The organism is uncultured Pseudophaeobacter sp., assembly GCA_905479575.1.
Taxonomy (GTDB): Bacteria; Pseudomonadota; Alphaproteobacteria; order Rhodobacterales; family Rhodobacteraceae; genus Pseudophaeobacter.
Genome location: CAJQNB010000071.1, coordinates 1 through 20,297, shown reverse-complemented (window position 1 = coordinate 20,297; position 20,297 = coordinate 1). Strand labels below are relative to the sequence as shown.

Genomic DNA, 20,297 nt, shown 5'->3' with positions numbered 1-20,297 from the left:
TTCGAAATGGAATGGTTAAAAAGGTCGCACTCTTTAAACTTCCGTGCATAGAGTTGCTCTAACGATAGGAATCAGTCGTTGACAGAGCACGGAGAACCGCCAATGAGCAGCCCCCAAGAACCCAGCTTCCGCGAGAGTGTTGATCTGATGTTCAACAGAGCAGTCGCTTTGATGGACCTGCCGCCTGGGTTGGAGGAGAAAATTCGCGTCTGCAACGCCACCTATACGGTGCGGTTTGGGGTGCGGCTGCGTGGTGAAATGGTGACCTTCACAGGCTATCGCTCAGTCCATTCCGAGCACATGGAACCGGTCAAAGGCGGCATTCGCTATGCGATCAATGTGCATCAGGATGAGGTCGAGGCCCTGGCCGCGCTCATGACCTATAAATGTGCCCTGGTCGAAGCGCCCTTTGGCGGATCCAAGGGCGGTTTGTGCATTGATCCGCGCAAATATGAAGAACATGAACTGGAACTGATCACCCGCCGTTTTGCCTATGAGCTGGCAAAGCGCGACCTGATCCACCCCAGCCAGAACGTGCCGGCGCCTGATATGGGCACCGGCGAGCGCGAGATGGCCTGGATCGCGGATCAATACGCGCGGATGAATACCACCGATATCAATGCCCGTGCCTGTGTCACTGGCAAGCCGCTGAATGCCGGTGGCATTGCCGGCCGGGTCGAGGCGACGGGGCGTGGGGTGCAATATGCGCTGCGTGAATTTTTCCGTCATCCCGAAGACATGGCCAAGGCGGGTCTTGACGGGAAGCTGAAGGGCAAGCGTGTCATCGTGCAAGGGCTTGGCAATGTGGGCTACCACGCTGCCAAATTCCTCAGCCAGGAAGATGGCGCGCTGATCACCGGTGTGATCGAGCGCGACGGTGCCCTATACCGGAGCGAAGGTCTGGACGTGGAGGCGGTTCACAATTGGATCGTCAAACATGGCGGCATTTCCGGTTACCCGGATGCGACTTTGCTGGAAAATGGCGCGGAGCTGTTGGAGAAGGAGTGCGATATCCTGATCCCGGCGGCGCTGGAGGGGGTGATTAACCTCTCCAACGCGGATCGCATCAAGGCGCCACTGATCATCGAGGCCGCCAATGGTCCGGTGACGGCGGGTGCGGATGAAATCCTGCGCAACAAAGGCACCGTTATCATCCCGGATATGTATGCCAATGCTGGTGGTGTGACGGTCTCCTACTTTGAGTGGGTAAAGAACCTGAGCCATATCCGCTTTGGCCGGATGCAGCGTCGCCAGGAAGAAGCACGCCACCAGCTGGTAGTCGATGAGCTGGAAGGCCTGTCAGACAGCATGGGGAAAACCTGGACACTGACCGAGGGCTTCAAAGAGAAGTATCTGCGCGGCGCTGATGAGCTGGAGCTGGTACGCTCGGGTCTGGATGACACCATGCGGATTGCCTATCAGTCCATGCGTGAAGTCTGGCACAGCCGCGATGATGTCACCGATCTGCGCACCGCTGCCTATCTGGTCTCTATCGGCAAAGTAGCTGCCAGCTACCGGGCCAAGGGGCTCTGAGGGCGTAATCAAAGCACGGATCGGTTTTCTGATCTTGATGGCGGGCCTGGTGCCCGCCATTTTTTATGGCGCTCCATGCAGGGACCGGGCTTGCGGGGCAGGCGGCCCAATTCACGCTGGGGGCGCACCACAAAGGCCCAGAAGCGGCAGGGAAAGTCGCAAAATGGCCTAGACATATGTGTACATTTCCTGTGCAAAGACTGGCAAGAGCACGCTTGTCTCAGGAATTTTCCCCTCTGGGGCTAGGCGTCCTGCGGCAAAGCCGCTAGCAATATCACAGGTTTACCACCCCGCAGCTGGGGGTGTCGGGCAGGATGAAACGCGGGAGGGCTGCAATGGGTTTTTCGGGATGGCGGGTGCTCAAGGAAGGGCTGACCGGCAACAAGGGCTGGGGGCCGCATTGGCGCGACCCGGACCCAAAGCGCGAATATGATGTGGTGATCATTGGCGGCGGCGGCCATGGGCTGGCCACCGCATACTATCTTGCTGCCGAACATGGGATCACCAATATTGCGGTTCTGGAGAAGGGCTATCTCGGCGGTGGCAATGTCGGGCGCAATACCACCATTGTGCGGGCCAATTATTACCTGCCGGGCAACTCTGAATTTTATTCACACTCGCTGCGGCTCTGGGAGGGGCTGGAGCAGGAGCTGAACTACAATGTGATGATGTCCCAGCGCAGTGTGCTCAATCTCTATCACAATGACGGTCAGCGGGATGCGGCGGTGCGCCGGGGGAATTCGATCATCAATCAGGGGGATGACGCCGAGCTGCTGGATCGTGAGGCGGTGCGCAGGCTGGCCCCCTATCTGAATTTTGACAACAATCGCTTTCCGATCATGGGCGCGCTGATGCAGCGCCGGGCCGGGACTGCACGCCATGACGCCGTGGCCTGGGGCTTTGCCCGGGGCGCGGATCGGCGTGGGGTGGATCTGATCCAAAACTGCGAGGTTACCGGCATCGACGTGGAGGGCGGCAAGGTGACCGGGGTGCAGACTGCGCGCGGTCCGATCCGGGCCAAGAAGGTCGCCCTGGCAGCAGCCGGACGCAGCGGTCAGGTGGCGGCCATGGCAGGGCTGACCCTGCCGATTGAGAGCCACGTTTTGCAGGCCTTTGTGTCCGAAGGGGTGAAGCCGCTGGTTGATCAGGTGATCACCTTTGCCGAGGGGCACCTTTATATCAGCCAGTCTGACAAGGGCGGTTTGGTCTTTGGCAGCTATCTGGATTTTTACAGTTCTTATGCGGCGCGAGGCAATCTGCCGATGGCGGAACATACCATGGAGACCTGCGTTGCCATGGTGCCTGCCGTCAGCAAGGCGCGATTGCTGCGCAGCTGGGGTGGCATTATGGATATGACCCCGGATGGATCGCCGATTATTGATCACTCTCCCATTGAGGGTCTCTATCTGAATTGCGGCTGGTGTTATGGCGGCTTCAAGGCGACGCCGGGGTCGGGGAATGCCTATGCCCATCTGATTGCCACGGATCGCCCCCACGGGGCTGCGACCCGGTTCAAGCTGGACCGGTTTCGCAGTGGCTACGGGATGATGGATGAGGAGGGAACCGGTGCGCAACATAATCTCCACTAGGTCCTTGGGGCTCTGGCTGGATGCCTCCGGCGGAGGTATTTTGGGTAAGATGAAGCAGGAGTGTCAGGCATGAGGATCCACTGTCCCCATTGTGGCGAACGCGACCGACGTGAGTTTTATGTCAAGGGCGCGGCGTTGGAACGCCCTGGGCTGGATGCCGGGTTGGACGACTGGCATGCATATGTGAACCTGCGAAAGAACCCTGCCGGGGTTTTGGCGGAGCTGTGGTATCACGAGATGGGCTGTGGCGCCTGGCTCAGCGTGACGCGCAACACTGCGACACATGAGATCCTGAAGGTGGAGCTGGCCTCTGCTGCGGGATTGGGAGGGACAGAATGAGGATCGCGGGGAAAGGGTTCAGCGCTGAAGGCAAGACCGTCAATTTTACCTTCAACGGGCGGCATCTGATGGGGCTGGAGGGGGATACGCTGGCCTCTGCTTTGTTGGCTAATGATATTCATCTGGTGGGACGGTCGTTTAAATATCACCGTCCGCGTGGCATTCTGACGGCAGGCAGCGAGGAGCCCAATGCCCTGGTCACTCTGGGGCATGGCCCCGGGCAGGACCCTAATGTTCGCGCTACGACGCAGGAGCTTTATGAGGGGCTTGAGGCGCGCAGTCAGAATTGTTGGCCTTCGGTGGAGCACGATATTCTGGCGGTCAACAATCTGGCGGCGCCGTTCTTTGGGGCCGGGTTTTATTATAAGACCTTCATGTGGCCCGCGGCCTTCTGGGAAAAGCTGTATGAGCCGATGATCCGTCGTGCGGCGGGGCTTGGGGCGTTATCTGGAGAGGCAGATCCTGATTGTTACGAAAAGGCCTATGCCTTTTGTGATCTTCTGGTGGTTGGCTCTGGTCCTGCGGGGCTGATGGCGGCCCTGACGGCGGGGCGCGCGGGGGCGGATGTTTTGCTGCTGGAAGAGGACAGCCGTCTGGGCGGGCGTCTTTTGGTTGAGCAGGAAGAGATCGATGGCCAGCCCGCCGGTGTCTGGTTGCAGGAGGTGCTGGCAGAGCTGGGCGCGATGCCGAATGTGCGCCTGATGGCGCGCACGACGGTCACGGGCGCCTATGATCAGGGCACCTATGGGGCGCTGGAACGGGTGAGCCAACATGAGATGCGGCGGCACTCCTTGAAGGAGTGTCACCGTCCGCGTGAGTGTTTTTGGCGCATTGCAGCGAAACACTGTGTGCTGGCGGCTGGGGCGATTGAGCGCCCGGTGGCCTTTCGCAACAACGACCGGCCCGGGGTGATGATGGCCAGCGCGGTGCGCGCCTACCTGAACCGTTGGGGCGTTGCGCCAGGAGAGCGGGTGACGCTGTTTGCCAATAACAATGATGCCCATCGGACGGCCCGGGATCTGGCACAGGCTGGCGTGCATGTTGCGGCGGTGATCGACAGTCGCCATGACGCGCCAGACAGTGATCTGTACCCGGTGATGAAAGGGGCGCAGATCTGCAATACCAGTGGTGGCAGACGGCTGGAAAGCATCACGGTGCGGTCGGTACGTGGTGAAGAACGGATCCAGACAGATTGCCTGGCGATGTCGGGGGGGTGGAACCCCTCGGTGCATCTGACCTGCCATCTGAATGCGCGGCCTGTCTGGCGCCGCGAGGTGCTGGCCTTTGTGCCCGCCCCTGGTGCAGTGCCGGGGTTGCGGGCTGTGGGGGCCTGCAACGGGACGTTCTCGACCCAAGGTGCGCTGAACGAAGGGGCTGAGGCTGCCGGTCAAGTGCTGGACGCGCTGGGCGTGCCGGGCGCGCGGGCTGATGTGCCTGTTGCCGAGGATGCGGCCTACCAGATCGCGCCGCTTTGGGCGGTGCCCGGCAAGGGCCGTGCCTGGCTTGATTTTCAGAACGATGTCACCGTGAAGGATGTCACCCAGGCGGCAGGAGAGAATTTCCGTTCGGTTGAGCATATGAAGCGCTACACCACCCAAGGCATGGCGACGGATCAGGGCAAGAATTCCAACGTGGCGGCCTTGGCGGTGCTGGCAGATGTGACCGGGCGCTCGATCCCCGAAACAGGGACGACCACCTTTAGGCCGCCGTTTGTGCCAGTATCAATTGGCGCCATGGGGGCCGGGGCGGCGGATCAGGGTTTCAGACCGAAGCGCTTTTTGACATCGCACAACGCTTCGGAGGAGCGCGGGGCCAGCCAGCTGGAGGTTGGGCTGTGGTACCGGGCGGCCTATTTTCCCAAGCAGGGCGAGAGCAACTGGCGGCAGTCCTGTGATCGTGAGACCATGTGGGTGCGCCGCGCCGTTGGGGTTTGCGATGTGTCAACGCTGGGCAAGATCGACATTCAGGGGCCGGACGCGGCCAAGCTGCTGGATTTTGTCTATACCAATACATTCAGCACGCTGAAGCAGGGGCGGGTGCGTTATGGGCTGATGTTGCGCGAAGACGGCTTTGTCATGGATGACGGCACCTGCGCGCGGCTGGGGGAGACCCATTATGTGATGACCACCACCACCGCAGCGGCGGGTGAGGTGATGGCGCATCTGGAATTTATCGCCCAGGTGCTACGCCCGCAGTGGGATGTGCGCTTTACCTCCGTCACAGAGCACTGGGCGCAGTTTGCCGTTGCAGGCCCCAAATCGCGTGAGCTGCTGAACGGGCTGCTGGATACACCAATCGACGGTGACAGCTGGCCCTTTATGGCCTGTGGTGAGGTCTCAGTCATGGGGGTAAAGGGGCGCCTGTTCCGGATCTCCTTCTCTGGGGAGGAGGCCTATGAGCTGGCCCTGCCTGCGGGGTATGGTGACAGCCTGTTCCGAACCCTGTTGTCGCGCGCCGAAGCACTGGGCGGTGGTGCCTACGGCATGGAGGCGCTGAATGTGCTGAGGATTGAAAAGGGGTTTATCACCCATGCCGAAATCAATGGCACGGTGACGGCCCATGACCTGGGGCTGGCAGGCATGTTGTCCAAGAAGAAGGACTTTATCGGCAAGGCCATGGCCCATCGTCCGGGGTTGGTTGATGCGGACCGTATGCAGATGATCGGGCTGAAACCCCTTGGCGCGGTAAAGGAGCTGAGTGCCGGCGCCCATCTCTTTACGCCTGAGGACCCGGTGGAGCGGGTGCATGACCAGGGCTATGTGACTTCAGCCGGGTTCTCACCTGAGCTGGGACATATGATTGCGCTTGGCTTTTTGAAACGGGGGGCAGGCCGGATCGGGGATGAGATCCGCCTGGTGGACCATATGCGCGGTATTGATACGCTCTGCGAAGTGGTTGAGCCGGTGTTTTACGACCCAGAAGGAGAACGGACCCGTGGCTGAACTGCTTGTCAAAACCGCTTGTGATGGCCTTGAACCGCTCAAGATCGGCTTGCTTACCCTGACCGAAAGCAAGCCACAGACCCTGACCACGCTGGCCCCCTACCAAGGCGAGCAGCAGGCGCTCGACAAGGCCCTGACGAAGGCGCATGGGGTTGGCTTTCCGGGAGTGAATGGCTCGACCTTTGGCAAGAGGGCGCGGGTCTTGTGGTTTGGCCGCGACCTGGCGCTATTGATGGGGCCACAGCCGGACCCAAGCCTGGCCAGACATGCGGCCCTTACGGACCAAAGTGCTGGCTGGGCGGTGATGGAGCTGGCGGGGCCTGGGGCTGAGGATGTCCTGGCGCGGCTCTGCCCGGTGGATCTGCGGTTTGCGGTTGGGGCATCTGTGCGCACCGAGGCCAAACACATGATGGCTTCCCTTTGTCGTCTTGATAAAGATCGGTTTCAGATCATGGTGTTCCGATCCATGGCGCAGACATTGCACCATGATCTTAAAACAGCGATGGAAGCTTGGGCGGCGCGGAGGTAATCTGCCGGGATCTTCAACTGATTCCGGGAGCGATCCATGATCCGCATCACCCTTGCCGCCGTTCTCTTGGCAGCGCCTGCCTCTGCAGCCGACAGAAAAGAAGACAGCTGTAAATATCAGGGCCAGGTCATGGCCGCGGTTCAGGCCGCCCGTCTGGACCGTGTCAGCAAGACAGATGTCGAACAGGTCATTCTTGACAGTGAGCCCGACTGGCCCGAACAATATTCCAAAGCGATCCCGCAGCTGGCCGAGCACATCTATGCCATGAAGCGCCGGGACCTGAAGGCGACGGAATTTGGCCCGCTGCTGGAACAGCAATGCCTGGAAAACTGGGATCAGATTCAGGAAATGAAACGACAGTTGAAATCAAACTGATATGTCTTTGACACCTGGATTCATGGATGAATTGCGCAGCCGGATCAGCATCTCTGATGTTGTCGGGCGCAAAGTCATGTGGGACCAGCGCAAGTCAAATACCGGCAAGGGCGATCTTTGGGCACCTTGCCCCTTTCACCATGAAAAAAGCGCGTCCTTTCATGTGGATGACCGCAAAGGTTACTACTATTGCTTTGGCTGTCAGGCCAAAGGCGATGCGCTGAAATTTGTCCAGGAAACCGAAAATGTCGGCTTTATGGAGGCGGTGGAAATCCTCGCGCGGGAGGCGGGAATGGAGATGCCAGCCCGCGATCCCAAAGCGCAGCAGAAACAGGACCGCCGCACGCAGCTGATCGAGGTGATGGAGCAGGCGGTGCAGTTCTTCCGCCTGCAGCTGAAAACCAATAACGCCGCAATGGCCCGCAGCTATTTGCAGCGCCGTGGCCTCACCCCACCGGCCCTGGATCGGTGGGAGATCGGCTTTGCGCCGGATGGCTGGCAGAACCTCTGGGATCACCTGCGCGGCAAAAACGTGCCCGAAGAACTGATCATGGCCGCCGGTCTGGCCAAGCCCTCAACCAAGGGCGGGCGGTCCTATGATACCTTTCGCAACCGGATCATGTTTCCGATCCGCGACGCCCGTGGCCGCGCCATTGCCTTTGGCGGGCGCGCCATGGATCCCAACGACAATGCCAAATACCTGAACTCGCCCGAGACCGAGCTGTTCGACAAAGGCCGCAGCCTGTACAACCACGCCCCTGCGCGGGCAGCGGCTGGTCGCGGTACGCCCTTGATCGTGGCTGAGGGCTATATGGATGTGATTGCCCTGTCCGAGGCAGGCTTCCCGTCCGCCGTCGCGCCTTTGGGTACGGCGGTGACAGAGACCCAGCTGCAGCTGATGTGGCGGATGGCGGATGAGCCAATCATCGCGCTGGATGGCGACACCGCCGGTCTGCGCGCCGCTATGCGGGTGATTGATCTGGCCCTGCCACTGTTGCAGGCAGGTAAATCCCTGCGCTTTGCCATTATGCCAGACGGGCAGGACCCGGATGATCTGATCAAAGCCAAGGGGCCAGAAGCGGTGCAGGCGGTGCTGGATCAGGCCATGCCGATGGTCAAGCTGCTGTGGCAGCGCGAGACCGAGGGCAAGGTTTTTGACAGCCCCGAGCGCAAGGCCACCCTGGATAAGGCGCTGCGGGAAAAGATCAAACTGATCCGTGACCCGTCGATCCGCAAACACTATGGCGAGGATATCAAGGATCTGCGCTGGGAGCTGTTTCGTGGCAATCGCCCCGAAGGCCGGGATCGTGACTTTGACCCCGGCGGCTCTGGCGATGGATGGCAGGGCGGCGGCACCTGGAAGCCAGGCCGCAAGGGCGGCTTTGGCGATGGCGCACGCAGACCCTGGAAAGGGCAGAAGGTCGCGCCTGCCCCCATGGCCAGCACCCGCAGCTCGTTGGTGGTGGCTGCCAATGAGGCAGAAATCGCCCGCGCCCGCGAGGCAGTGGTGCTGGCGGTAGCGATCTCGACGCCGGATATGATCGCTGAGTTCGAGGGAAACCTGGAACGTATGCTCTGTGCTGACGCAGATCTGAGCCGTCTCAGGGACCAAGTGTTGCGGTTTGGCATCGATACGCCGCGGCAGCTGAAAGATCGCATTATTGAGAATCTTGGGGGTCAAGCCCTTGAAAATCTGATGACGCTTGGCCACGTGGCAATCATCCCCTGCCTGCGCAGACCCAGTGATTTTGACGCGGCCCGGCAGACCCTGGCCGAAGAATTTGCCAAACTGGAGGCCCTGCAGGGGTTGAATGCAGAGTTGGCTGAGGCCGCAGAAGACCTGACAGGACTGGCGGATGAGGCTTTGACCTGGCGTCTGAAGCAGGCGGCCGAAGCGCGAAATCGCGCGGTGCGCAGCGAGAACGAGGACAAGGCCAACTTTGATGTGGGCGAGAATGGCGCGCGACTCGATCGCGAGGAACTCGACGCTTTTGGCGCCCTTTTGGACAGAATCGGCTTCTCTCAAAAGTGATTCGTGCAGCCCGCGTGTCGTTTTGCTAAGGAAGAGCCAAAGAAAATTCGCTAAACCGGGTGACGAATCACACGATCGCGCTAATGATTCGCTCATCCGAATCGCCCAGCCTCTTAGGGAGCAATGAATGGCCGCCAAAGATAACGACGACCGTAAGCCTGACGATCAGGACGCTGAAATCTCGCTGGACATGAGCCAGGCCGCGGTCAAAAAGATGATCGCCGAAGCCCGTGAGAAGGGCTACATCACCTATGACCAGCTCAACCAGGTGCTGCCTCCCGATCAGGTGAGCTCGGAGCAGATCGAAGATGTGATGTCGATGCTGTCGGAAATGGGCATCAATATTATCGAAGATGAGGAAGTCGAAGAGGAAGAGCAGAAGGGCTCAACCGAACTGGTTTCCGCCGATAGCCCGCGTGAAGTCGCGGTTGCCGGAGCGGCTTCTGAGAAGCTGGACCGCACCGATGACCCGGTGCGCATGTATCTGCGCGAGATGGGCACGGTCGAACTGCTGAGCCGCGAAGGCGAGATCGCCATTGCCAAGCGCATCGAGGCCGGCCGTAACACCATGATCGCCGGGTTGTGCGAAAGCCCGCTGACCTTTCAGGCGATCACTATCTGGCACGACGAACTTCTGTCAGAGGACATCCTGCTGCGCGACGTGATCGATCTGGAAGCCACCTTTGGCAACCAGTTGGATGAAGACGGTGAAGCCGCAGAACCCGTGGTGCCCGTGGTTCCAGGAGCCGCGCCCGCTGCGGCTGCGCCGGCCAAGGAAGAAACCCAGGAGCTGGATGCCGATGGCAATCCGATTGCCACGGATGATGATGACGACGAAGACGAGCAGGCCAATATGTCGCTTGCAGCCATGGAAGCGGCCCTGAAGGATCGGGTGCTGACCACGCTGGAGCATATTTCGACAGATTTTGCCCGACTGTCAGAGATGCAGGATAGCCGGATCTCGGCAACCCTGAACGAGGACGGCTCGTTTGGCAAAAAAGACGAGGCGACCTACCAGTCGCTGCGCTCTGAAATTGTTGAGCTGGTGAACGGGCTGCATCTGCATAACAACCGTATCGACGCGCTGATTGACCAGCTGTATGGCATCAACCGCCGTGTTATGCAGATCGACAGCTCGATGGTGAAACTGGCGGACCAGGCCCGTATCAACCGTCGCGAATTTGTCGAAGCCTATCGCGGCCGCGAGCTTGACCCCAACTGGCTGTCTGACATGGGCGAAAAGCCCGGCCGGGGCTGGCAGATGTTTATTGAGCGCTCGACCGACAAGGTCGAAGAACTGCGCGCCGATATGGCCCAGGTGGGTCAATATGTTGGTCTGGATATCTCTGAATTCCGCCGCATCGTGCAGCAGGTTCAGAAGGGCGAAAAAGAGGCCCGTCAGGCCAAGAAGGAAATGGTTGAGGCCAACCTGCGTCTGGTTATCTCGATTGCCAAGAAATACACCAACCGTGGTTTGCAGTTCCTCGATCTCATTCAGGAAGGCAACATCGGGTTGATGAAGGCGGTAGACAAGTTCGAATACCGCCGTGGTTATAAGTTCTCTACCTATGCCACCTGGTGGATCCGTCAGGCCATCACCCGCTCGATCGCGGATCAGGCCCGCACGATCCGGATCCCGGTCCATATGATCGAGACCATCAACAAACTGGTCCGCACCGGTCGCCAGATGCTGCACGAGATTGGCCGCGAGCCCACGCCTGAAGAGCTGGCCGAAAAGCTGCAAATGCCGCTGGAAAAGGTCCGCAAGGTGATGAAGATCGCCAAGGAGCCGATCAGCCTTGAGACGCCGATTGGCGACGAAGAAGACAGCCAGCTGGGTGATTTCATCGAGGACAAGAATGCCGTGCTGCCGCTGGACAGCGCCATTCAGGAAAACCTCAAGGAAACCACCACCCGGGTTCTGGCCTCGCTCACCCCGCGCGAAGAACGGGTTTTGCGGATGCGTTTTGGCATCGGCATGAACACCGACCACACGCTGGAAGAAGTCGGCCAGCAGTTTAGCGTGACCCGTGAGAGGATCCGCCAGATCGAGGCCAAGGCGCTCAGGAAACTGAAGCACCCCAGCCGCAGCCGCAAGTTGCGCAGCTTCCTGGATCAGTAGTAAGAAGGGCGCCCTACGGGGCGCCTTTTTTCTATTTGGAGTTATGTCTTGCGTCTTTTTACTTTATCTCTTCTGTTTGTGGTTTCAGCCATGCCTGCGATGGCCTGTCCGGCCGGATCAGAAGTTCTGGTCTCCTGTTCTTTACAAGGCGGCAGCAAAGAGCTGACAACCTGTTTGCAAGGCGAGCAGGTGAGCTATGCCTTTGGCCGCAGTGGGGCCGAGCCGGACTTGGCGCTGCAGCGAAATGTACGGGATGTAAACATGGTGCCCTGGCCGGGCATTGGTCGGTCGATTTGGGAAACATTCACGCTTGAAAATGCGGGAACCTTTTACACGGTTTACTACAACCAAGAGAAAGATCCTGATGCAGTTCAGCCCTTAAGCGGCGGTGTTATCGTCGAGCAAGGCGGTCGTGAGCTGGCGCATTTGCACTGTGACAGCGGTAGTGTGAAGAGCTCCGGCTATGGTCTGCCGCTGTTTGAGGCCAAGCAGCGCGCCGGACAGGTGTATTCGCTTGAAGCCGAGAGTTGGCAATAGGTGGTGGACAGCCGACGCGAAGATACTCCTACCCAAATGACGGGAGACCTCATCGTCTTTGATGGCGAATGTGTGCTGTGCTCGCGGTTCTTTCAGTTCATGCTGCGTCACGACAGGGCGCAGCGGTTCTCCTTTGCGACGGCGCAGTCGGCACTGGGGCAGCGGCTCTACCGCGAACAGGGGCTGCCGGTGGATGATTTTGAAACCAACCTGGTCTTTGTCGAAGGCCGTTGCTACCAGCGGCTGGATGCCTTTGCCGCTGCAATGCGAGCCCTACCGGGGATCTGGCCTGTTCTGGGGCTGTGCCGTTTTTTACCCAAGGTGGTGAAAGATCCGCTCTATCATGCTGTTGCGCGCAATCGCTATCGTCTCTTTGGCCGCACCGCCACCTGCATGGTGCCCAGCCCAGAGGTAAAGGCCCGGTTTCTGGATTGGATCCCTGCACAGCCGGAAGAGCGCGCATGAGCGACGCTTTTGGCCGCATTATTGCAGAGCAGGGATTGGCCGTGCCTGCGACAGTGGCGCGGTTTCATGCGGCGGGATCTGGCAGCTACAGGGGACGGGCCGATATCACATCGGGCAACCTGCTGGCGCGCCTGATTGTCCGGCTTGCCGGCTTTCCTGCACCGGGACGCGACGTGGATTTTGAAATCTCCACAACCCCGCAGGGAGAAGGTCATATTTGGACGCGGCGCTTTGGCGCCCGTAAAACCCGCTCCTACCTGAGGTATGACAGCAGGCATGCCTGCGCGGTAGAACAGTTCGGCCCAGTTGCGATCCGTATGGGGGTGCAGATGCAAGGCGAGGTGCTGGCCGTCCAGGTGCTGGGGGCCAGCTTTCTGGGTCTGCCACTGCCGCGCCTGTTGACCCCGAAATCTGCCTCATCAGAGTTTCAAACGCCGGATGGTGGGTTTGGCTTTGATATCTCTGCCAGTCTGCCGCTGATTGGGTTGCTGATCCGCTACCAAGGCAGTTTTGACGTGCCGGAGCTGCGTTAACCATTTGTTAACACCTCTGCTTGCAGCCGGGTGGTGTCGCCCAATATAACCTAATGAACCATCTCGCTACCTATTCGAGATCAAAAACGCCTAAGGGGGACCGATGTCTGCGAATCAAAACCTGACTGAGGCGCTGACCATTCTGCAAGAGCAGCTGGAAGCGCTCAAAAACCTGACCGATGCCAATGAATTTATGGTCTCCGCCCTGAAGGAACAGGGAAATACCCTAAAATCATTGGATGCAGAGCCGGCCCGCGAGATGTTGCGGCAACAGGCGCGTGCGCAGTTTGATCCTGAGCAGGGCAACTCCCCCGATGCAGCGGTGCTGGATATCCTGGAGCAAAGCCTGGGCAAGGGTCTTGGGGCTGAAATCATTCCCTTCCCTGGCGCCGCGGTAAAACACGCCTTTTAGGGACCTGCCTCTAGATCGTCTCGGTTTTTACTGGCTGGCCCGGGGCATGGGCCCTGGGCCAGCGCGCCCAGGCCGCAAGGCTTTGTGCATCGCCCCCGCTATGGGTTTCTTGCTCCGTCGCTCTTGGAACACTGTGGCTGGCCTCTTATGTAGGTCAAAACCGGAGAGCGCACCGGAGAGCGCATCGAATGAAAAATACCTTTATGGCCGCTGGCTTGACTGCGGCGCTTTTTGTGCCTTTGGCGGCTGAGGCCTTTACCACCTCGAGAGGTGTGCAGGTCAATCCAGTGAATGAGTTGATCTTTGAGGTGATCCCAAAATCCTCGGGAACTTTTGATGAGTTCTGGTGCGGCGCCTCGGAATATGCCCGCCGGGTGAAAGGCGCCCAGTGGCAGGATAGCATCCATGTTGTTCAGGGGCGCAACACCAGCGTGACAACGGGACGGCGCTCTGCGGTGCAATTTACCCTGTCGCCGCAACAGGTGGGCGTATCGGCACCGCTACAGGGGTGGCTGTCTCTGGGGATCAAGCCTGGCAATAGCATGTCGGTGCAGCAGGCGCGCAGCTACTGTGATCAATCGCCTGTGCGGTATTAATCCCTCTGCTGACCAGCATAAGTATCAGGGGCTGCAATTCGGGGTGGGGCGACCCACAACCGACCAGCAAATCTGTGTTGCACATCGACGTGATTGGCCATTTCGGACCTCTTCCTCTATCCTTCTAGGTGCATGAACTATGTGCCAGATGGACGGGATATGACGCATATGGGCCCGCTACTGGAAACGAAGGGGTGTGACATGAAAAATCTCTCTTGCGCAGCTATTACCCTCGCCTTCATGGGGGGGGCAGTTTCGGGGGCCAATGCGTTCACGGCCCGCGATGGGAGCCGGGTGAATCCTGTCTCTGATGCTGTTTTTGAAGTGATCCCCTCGCCCGGTGGCTTGGGGCGGAATTACTGGTGTGCGGCCGGCGACTATGCGCAGCGCGCGCTCAAGGCGCCTTGGGAGGCGCAGATTTACATTTCCAGGTCTCGCGGGGCGAGCGAAACCACCAACCGGCGCTCTGCGGTACAGTTCACCCTGCAGCCCAGGCTGGCGGGCTCCCCCGAGAAGGGCATTTATTCCAACGTCAATGCGCTGCGCCGTGGGGATAATATGCGGGTTCGCAATGCCTTCAATCTGTGTAACCAATTGCCTGTTGGGTTTTGAGCGGCTCCCTTTGTCGAGCAGGCCTGCATCTGATATGATCCTCCCTACAGGGCGAATACGGCCCCAGTCACAAGGCGACTTTTTGTAATGCAGCGGACGTTCAGCACAAACGGGATCAAAACCGGTCTGATGGCGGGGCTTCTGGCTGGTCTGGTCTGCCTCCCATTGAGCGCTCAGGCCTGGCGCGCCTGGAACCGCCACGAGGTACTGCCGGTATCAGAGGGTGTCTGGGAGGTGGTCAACAGAGTTGGCTCCGGCGCGCAGGACTATTGGTGTGGCATCGGTGATTTTGCCATTCGCCAATTGCGCACACAGGCGACGCAGCGGATCTACATCTGGCAGGAAATCGGCCCCTCGGTTAATCGTCCCGGCCGTAAATCGGTCCAGTTTGCGCTGACACCGCCACCGGGCAGCGGTACCAGCACAGGCTATTCGCTAAGCGTGAAGATCAGGGGTGATAATCTGAACGCGGCGACAGCACGTAATTATTGTTACGATCGCTTTGATGATCCGCGCTTTCCTTTCAACTGACGGCTCAGGTGGGGCTGGATGGCCAAGACCAGCCTCGCCCCACTAGGGGCTTGTGAAAAATCCTGCGGCCTAGAGCGGAGCCTTCCCGATGCAGAAACAGTTTCAAATCGCCACCCATGGGCCGGGACTTTATGAGGTCACGCGCGAGGTGCGTGGCTGGCTGGCAGAAGTGGGGTGTGCGCAGGGGCTGCTTACCCTGTTTGTGCGCCATACCTCTTGTTCGCTGTTGATACAGGAAAATGCCGACCCAGAGGTGCAGGACGACCTGCAGGCCTTCTTTTCGCGTCTGGTTCCGCCCTCGACCGATCCTGCGATGGCCTATCTGCGTCATACCTACGAGGGGCCGGATGACATGCCGGCGCATATCAAGGCTGCTTTGCTCCCGGTGAGCCTGTCGATCCCCATTTCTGGTGGCGCCCTGGCGCTGGGAACCTGGCAGGGGATCTATCTGTTTGAACATCGTGACGCACCGCACAGGCGTCAAATCCTGGCCCATATCAGCGGCTGAGCCGCTTGATCTAGCGGTTGAATTTCCCCACTACCCAATTCCTAGCGGCTGGCCTATAGTTGTGGATAACTGTGCAGGTTTTAGCACAAATGGCTCGTGTTAGGAAAAGGGGATCCGCAGATGCGCTGTCCGTTTTGCGGGAATATCGATACTCAGGTGAAGGATTCACGCCCCGCCGAGGATCACGTTTCAATCCGTCGGCGTCGGTTTTGCCCCGCATGTGGTGGCCGTTTCACCACCTATGAGCGGGTGCAGCTGCGCGATCTGGTGGTGGTGAAAACCAACGGCAAGCGCGAGGATTTTGATCGTGACAAGCTGGAACGCTCGATTCGCATTTCGATGCAAAAGCGTCCCATCGATCCCGAACGCATTGATCAGATGATTTCGGGTATTGTGCGACGGCTGGAAAGCATGGGGGAGACGGATATCTCCTCCAGCAAGATCGGTGAGATCGTGATGGAGGCGCTGGCCCGGATCGACACCGTGGCCTATGTGCGCTTTGCCAGTGTCTACAAAAACTTCCAGGCGGCAGATGATTTTGAGGATTTTGTCCACGAACTGCGCCCCCACACCCCCAAGGAAGAGTAACCTGTCTTTGGCCGCTCTGCTCTGATCAAGGGGTTGCGGTGGTTTGGGAATGAAACGAGACTAGACTGAAAGACCTGTTTTGCGCCCGGATTGGCATCGGCCTGATCCGGGCGCGTGCACGACAACAGATAGGTGGCGAGACGTGACCCAAACGGATACTCGATTTATGGCTCTGGCGCTGTCGCTGGGGCGGCGTGGCCAGGGCAATTGCTGGCCCAACCCTGCGGTTGGCTGTGTTCTGGTGCGCGAGGGGCGCATTGTTGGCCGGGGCTGGACCCAACCCGGCGGGCGTCCCCATGCGGAGGTCATGGCGCTGGCCCAGGCGGGCGATCAGGCCCGCGGCGCCACTGCTTATGTCACCCTGGAGCCCTGCTCCCATCACGGCCATACACCACCCTGTGCCCAGGCGCTGATTGATGCCGGAATTGCCCGGATGGTGGCTGCTGTTGGCGACAGCGATCCACGGGTCTCGGGGCAGGGGTTCGAAATGCTGCGCCAGGCAGGTGTCGAGGTTCAGGTTGGGATACTGGCAGAAGAGGCCGCGCGCGATCACGCCGGATTTTTCTATAAAACAGAACAGGGCCGCCCACTGGTGACGCTTAAGATGGCCAGCAGTTTTGATGGCCGGATTGCCACCGGATCTGGCCAAAGCAAATGGATCACCGGACCAGAGGCGCGCCGCGCGGTGCACGCGATGCGGGCGCGCCATGATGCGGTCATGGTGGGGGCGGGCACGGCGCGGGCGGATGATCCCTCGTTGACGGTGCGCGACCTTGGCATCGAACATCAGCCGGTGCGGGTGGTGATCTCCCGCCACCTGGACCTCCCGCTGATCAGTCAGTTGGCCACCTCCGCTGCTGAGGTGCCGCTGTGGCTGTGCCATGGTCAGGGAGCTGATATAGAACGCAAACGCGCCTGGGAGGGCCTGGGCGCGCGCCTGTTGCCCTGTGCCAGTCGCGGTGTGCAGCTGGATCCCCATGATATCCTGCAGCAGCTGGGACATGCCGGGCTGACGCGGGTGTTCTGCGAAGGTGGCTCTGCGCTGGCGGCCTCGCTTCTAGCCTTTGATCTGGTGGATGAGCTGATCGGCTTTACCGCTGGGCTGGGCATTGGCGCTGAGGGATTGCCGTCGATCGGGGCCTTGGGGCTGCATAATCTGGAGGCTGCCAACCGGTTCAGCCTTATGGAAGCCAGCCCGGTAGGCGCGGATGTGATGCACCGCTGGCGCCGGGCGAGCTAAAGCCTGCCGGTCTCTGCCCCGTCTTAGATCTGTGCTAGCCCCGTCGCCACAGCGGCGCGTAGGTGGCAAAAAGCCCCTGCAGCTTTGACAGGCTGCGGTTGCGCAGGCTGGGCCGTGGCAGTTGCCCCGAAATCAACCGCTCCACCACCACTTCGGGTGTGCAGGGGCGCTGGGTGATCGGGTCATAATAGCGCGGGTAGTCAATCAGCACCGCATGGGCCAGGCCCAGAAGATCCGGCCGCGCCGAGCGCCAGGGCGGTGCGGTGCGTTTGTCGGTGGTGAGCCCCCATCCGGCATAAAAGGGCAGGCCCAGCGTAGTGACCTTGGCGCCGCGCAACAGCGCCTCAAACCCCAGGAGCGAGGTCATGGTCCAGACCTCCTGGACCTCATCCAGCAGCGCCATGGGATCACAGTTGCTGGCGACGACATCCGCCAGGTTCTCTGGAACCCCGGTTTCTGGCAGGCTGCCAGGGCGTAGCCCGGCTTCGACGTCCGGGTGGGGTTTGTAGATGATCACCGCTTTTGGGTTGGCTTTGCGGGTGGCGCGCAGCAAGGCCAGATTGCTCTTGATCCGCCCACATCCGGCTTTGATCGAGGCGTCGTCCTCGACCTGCCCGGGGACCAGGATGCGATGGCCAGCGGGGAGGGCGGGGGGCTCGCCCGAGAGGTTGTATTTCGACAGGCTGTGACGGATCAGCTGCTGAATCAGCGCCTCCACACGCAGGGCCTCGGCGGGGCCGAGATCAGCGCGCTGGGTGATCAGATCATCCAGATCCGACGGCTGCCGGGGGTCGTAGTAGATGCCCTGGCGGTCCAGCACCAGCGACATCGGCGGCACCAGATCGGCGCCCAATCCGCGGGAGCGCAGGAACCCGTCTTCGACGCGGGTGGCGCCGGCATGGGTCTTGGCCCCGGCCTTGCTGGCCCAGACCATCCAATTGCGCCCACTCTTGTGGGCCTCTTCTGGATCTTCGGTGAATTTCAACTTCCGGGTCTGACCAAAGAACCCCTGCAGCGGTTTGCGTTTCCACAACCGCATGCCAGAGGCCACCCAGCCGGCCCGATCCTGACGCCAGGCGCGGATGCCGGCTTCCAGGGTGTCAATGACCCGCTCCAGCTCGCACAGGCGGTCAGTGTAGGGGTCATACCAGGTGGGATAGAGAAACATCGCCGCCGAAAACAACTGTGGGCGGGTGAGTTTGCGCTGTCGCCGCGCCACCGGGTCTTCGTCTTCGGTCAAGCCCCAGCCGGCATAGAATGGCTGGCCAAAGACGCGTGGCTTGTGACCGGCCAGAATGGCCTCAAACCCCAGCTGCGAAGACACGGTATAGACCGCAATGGCCCCTTCCAGCAGCCCCCAGGGAGAGACCGCATCGCTGAACATCTCGACCCGGCCCTGTGCGTCTTTGTCGGTGAAATGCCCAGGCCGGTGGCCGGCGCGGGTTTCCGGGTGGGTCTTGATCAGAATGCGGGCGCCGGGGTGTTCCTGCTGGGCAAAGACCAGCATCTCGCAAAACCGGGCGCGGTCGGCTTTGGAGGCGGTGACAGAGGCGTCGTCGCGCAGCTGGTCCACCACCAGCACATAGCCGGGATCCGGCAGCGGCGCACTGGGCAGGAAGGCGTTGTATTTGCTCAGATGTGCGTCCTGCAAGCGGCCAATGGCATTGCGGGCGCGGCGCATCATATTGCTGTCATCCAGCGGATGGCTGGCCAGCAGCTCTTCCAGATCAGAGGGTTGCGCGGGGTCGAAATGCGCGCCCCGGCGATCCAGCAGCAGCCCCAGGGGCGGCTCTCCTGAGGCGCGACCGGGATGGATGGAGCGCAAAAAGGCGTCTTCGACATGTAGCAGGTCCGCGCCGTATTTGGCGGCGACAGCGCGGCCACGATGGGCGGTGGGAGAGTTGCCCCAGATGCCCACCAGATCGTTTTTCTGCGGCAGCCCGAGACGGAGATTATACCCCGCCAGACCAAGGATCCGGCGCAGCCTTGATTGGGTGACAAAGCCCCCATTGTAAACAAAAAGCCGAGAGCCTGAGCCCCCGGCTTTTGATATGGCTGTTGTGCCGGTCATATCCTCAGCCGCCAAACAGCGTCTCAACACTGGCGAGAGGTGTCAGCGGGCTGGCCAGCAGCGAAATTGTCTTGGTCCACTGGGCATAGGGCGCTTCGGTGACATATAGCGTGTCTTCGTCACGCACCACAAAGTCACGGGCGATGAACAATCCGTTGGGCTGGGTCAGGTTCAATACATAAACCATCCGCTGGGCGCCAACCAGATCGTCGCGCCCCAGAACCTGATTGGCAATCTCTGCCGGTTCGTTGCGGAAGATGAATACCCCGGTGGGATCAGAGGTGGTGGAAATCAGGCCACCAACCTGTGCGATCGCCTCCAGCGCGGACAGGTCCTGGCTTTCAAACGGCACCCGCGCCTGGGCACTAGTGGCCCCAAGGGCGGTAAAGGAGCGGCTGTCGGCTTCGACCAGAATGCGGTCGCCGCCGCGCAGGGCGATGTCGTATTGCGGGTTTTCAAACAGATCCTGAAACCAGACTTCGCCGGTATGCGCGCCGCGGATCACCTTGACACGCGCGATCTCGGGCTCGACCGTGACACCACCGGCGCGCGCCAGCATGGCGGTCAGCGTGCGGGTCGGGCGCTCGATGGCAAAGATGCCCTGGCCGCCGACAACTCCGGTGATCGATACCGTTGCCCCATCTCCGGCCACGCGCCGTACCAGGACTTGCGGGTCTGGGGTCTGGTCTTCCAGCTTGCCGGTGATGACCCGGCGGATCGCCTCTGGTGTGTTGCCCGCGGCG

The 20,297-nt window shown here is 60.3% G+C and carries 19 protein-coding genes and 1 pseudogene; 18 read left to right on the top strand and 2 right to left on the bottom strand.

Features of this window, described 5'->3' with window-relative positions; translation table 11 throughout:
- Window positions 1-102 precede the first annotated feature (102 nt).
- The 18 genes from QZ268_RS17415 to ribD all read left to right on the top strand — a co-directional run bounded on the left by QZ268_RS17415 (window position 103) and on the right by ribD (window position 17,483).
- On the top strand, window positions 103-1,533 hold the full coding sequence (locus tag QZ268_RS17415) for a Glu/Leu/Phe/Val dehydrogenase (protein ID WP_295455073.1): 1,431 nt from the start codon (window positions 103-105) through the stop codon (window positions 1,531-1,533).
- Between the two features lie 335 nt (window positions 1,534-1,868).
- On the top strand, window positions 1,869-3,122 hold the full coding sequence (locus QZ268_RS17410) for a sarcosine oxidase subunit beta family protein (protein WP_295455071.1): 1,254 nt from the start codon (window positions 1,869-1,871) through the stop codon (window positions 3,120-3,122).
- 69 nt (window positions 3,123-3,191) lie between these two features.
- A complete protein-coding gene (locus QZ268_RS17405) occupies window positions 3,192-3,461 on the top strand; it encodes a sarcosine oxidase subunit delta (RefSeq protein WP_295455069.1) in 270 nt (89 codons plus the stop codon).
- Window positions 3,458-6,403 carry a sarcosine oxidase subunit alpha family protein gene (locus QZ268_RS17400; protein WP_295455067.1) on the top strand — a complete coding sequence of 982 codons (2,946 nt, stop codon included), beginning with the start codon at window positions 3,458-3,460 and terminating at the stop codon, window positions 6,401-6,403. Before QZ268_RS17405 ends, QZ268_RS17400 begins: the two co-directional genes overlap by 4 nt.
- Window positions 6,396-6,932 (top strand): sarcosine oxidase subunit gamma, encoded by a 537-nt coding sequence (locus QZ268_RS17395; RefSeq protein ID WP_295455066.1) that lies wholly within the window; start codon window positions 6,396-6,398, stop codon window positions 6,930-6,932. Before QZ268_RS17400 ends, QZ268_RS17395 begins: the two co-directional genes overlap by 8 nt.
- Window positions 6,933-6,968: 36 nt before the next feature.
- Window positions 6,969-7,307 (top strand): hypothetical protein, encoded by a 339-nt coding sequence (locus QZ268_RS17390; protein ID WP_295455064.1) that lies wholly within the window; start codon window positions 6,969-6,971, stop codon window positions 7,305-7,307.
- 1 nt (window position 7,308) lies between these two features.
- On the top strand, window positions 7,309-9,339 hold the full coding sequence (gene dnaG, locus QZ268_RS17385) for a DNA primase (protein ID WP_295455062.1): 2,031 nt from the start codon (window positions 7,309-7,311) through the stop codon (window positions 9,337-9,339).
- Window positions 9,340-9,466: 127 nt separating this feature from the next.
- On the top strand, window positions 9,467-11,461 hold the full coding sequence (rpoD, locus tag QZ268_RS17380; RefSeq protein ID WP_295455060.1) for an RNA polymerase sigma factor RpoD: 1,995 nt from the start codon (window positions 9,467-9,469) through the stop codon (window positions 11,459-11,461).
- Window positions 11,462-11,509: 48 nt separating this feature from the next.
- Window positions 11,510-11,998 carry a hypothetical protein gene (locus QZ268_RS17375; protein ID WP_295455058.1) on the top strand — a complete coding sequence of 163 codons (489 nt, stop codon included), beginning with the start codon at window positions 11,510-11,512 and terminating at the stop codon, window positions 11,996-11,998.
- Between the two features lie 36 nt (window positions 11,999-12,034).
- Window positions 12,035-12,463: a DCC1-like thiol-disulfide oxidoreductase family protein gene (locus QZ268_RS17370; protein ID WP_295455056.1), complete on the top strand. Its 429-nt coding sequence runs from the start codon at window positions 12,035-12,037 to the stop codon at window positions 12,461-12,463.
- Window positions 12,460-12,996, top strand: coding sequence for a DUF4166 domain-containing protein (locus tag QZ268_RS17365; protein ID WP_295455054.1), 537 nt, complete (start codon window positions 12,460-12,462; stop codon window positions 12,994-12,996). The genes QZ268_RS17370 and QZ268_RS17365 overlap by 4 nt, the downstream gene beginning before the upstream one ends.
- A gap of 103 nt (window positions 12,997-13,099) precedes the next feature.
- On the top strand, window positions 13,100-13,408 hold the full coding sequence (locus tag QZ268_RS17360) for a hypothetical protein (protein ID WP_295455053.1): 309 nt from the start codon (window positions 13,100-13,102) through the stop codon (window positions 13,406-13,408).
- 188 nt (window positions 13,409-13,596) lie between these two features.
- The gene (locus QZ268_RS17355; protein WP_295455051.1) at window positions 13,597-14,004 is read left to right on the top strand and encodes a hypothetical protein; all 408 of its coding nucleotides are present in this window, start codon (window positions 13,597-13,599) and stop codon (window positions 14,002-14,004) included.
- 201 nt (window positions 14,005-14,205) lie between these two features.
- Entirely contained in the window at window positions 14,206-14,616 is a 411-nt protein-coding gene (locus QZ268_RS17350; protein WP_295455049.1) for a hypothetical protein, read from the top strand.
- A gap of 87 nt (window positions 14,617-14,703) precedes the next feature.
- Window positions 14,704-15,147, top strand: coding sequence for a hypothetical protein (locus QZ268_RS17345; RefSeq protein WP_295455046.1), 444 nt, complete (start codon window positions 14,704-14,706; stop codon window positions 15,145-15,147).
- A gap of 88 nt (window positions 15,148-15,235) precedes the next feature.
- Window positions 15,236-15,655, top strand: coding sequence for a secondary thiamine-phosphate synthase enzyme YjbQ (locus QZ268_RS17340; RefSeq protein ID WP_295455044.1), 420 nt, complete (start codon window positions 15,236-15,238; stop codon window positions 15,653-15,655).
- 120 nt (window positions 15,656-15,775) lie between these two features.
- The gene (gene nrdR, locus QZ268_RS17335) at window positions 15,776-16,243 is read left to right on the top strand and encodes a transcriptional regulator NrdR (RefSeq protein WP_295455042.1); all 468 of its coding nucleotides are present in this window, start codon (window positions 15,776-15,778) and stop codon (window positions 16,241-16,243) included.
- A gap of 142 nt (window positions 16,244-16,385) precedes the next feature.
- Window positions 16,386-17,483, top strand: coding sequence for a bifunctional diaminohydroxyphosphoribosylaminopyrimidine deaminase/5-amino-6-(5-phosphoribosylamino)uracil reductase RibD (ribD, locus tag QZ268_RS17330; RefSeq protein ID WP_295455040.1), 1,098 nt, complete (start codon window positions 16,386-16,388; stop codon window positions 17,481-17,483).
- A gap of 34 nt (window positions 17,484-17,517) precedes the next feature.
- On the opposite strand, the gene QZ268_RS17325 is transcribed toward ribD, so the two are convergent.
- Entirely contained in the window at window positions 17,518-19,554 is a 2,037-nt protein-coding gene (locus QZ268_RS17325) for a capsular polysaccharide biosynthesis protein (protein WP_295455038.1), read from the bottom strand.
- A gap of 4 nt (window positions 19,555-19,558) precedes the next feature.
- A pseudogene (locus QZ268_RS17320) lies at window positions 19,559-20,297 on the bottom strand (polysaccharide export protein); the annotation flags it as partial.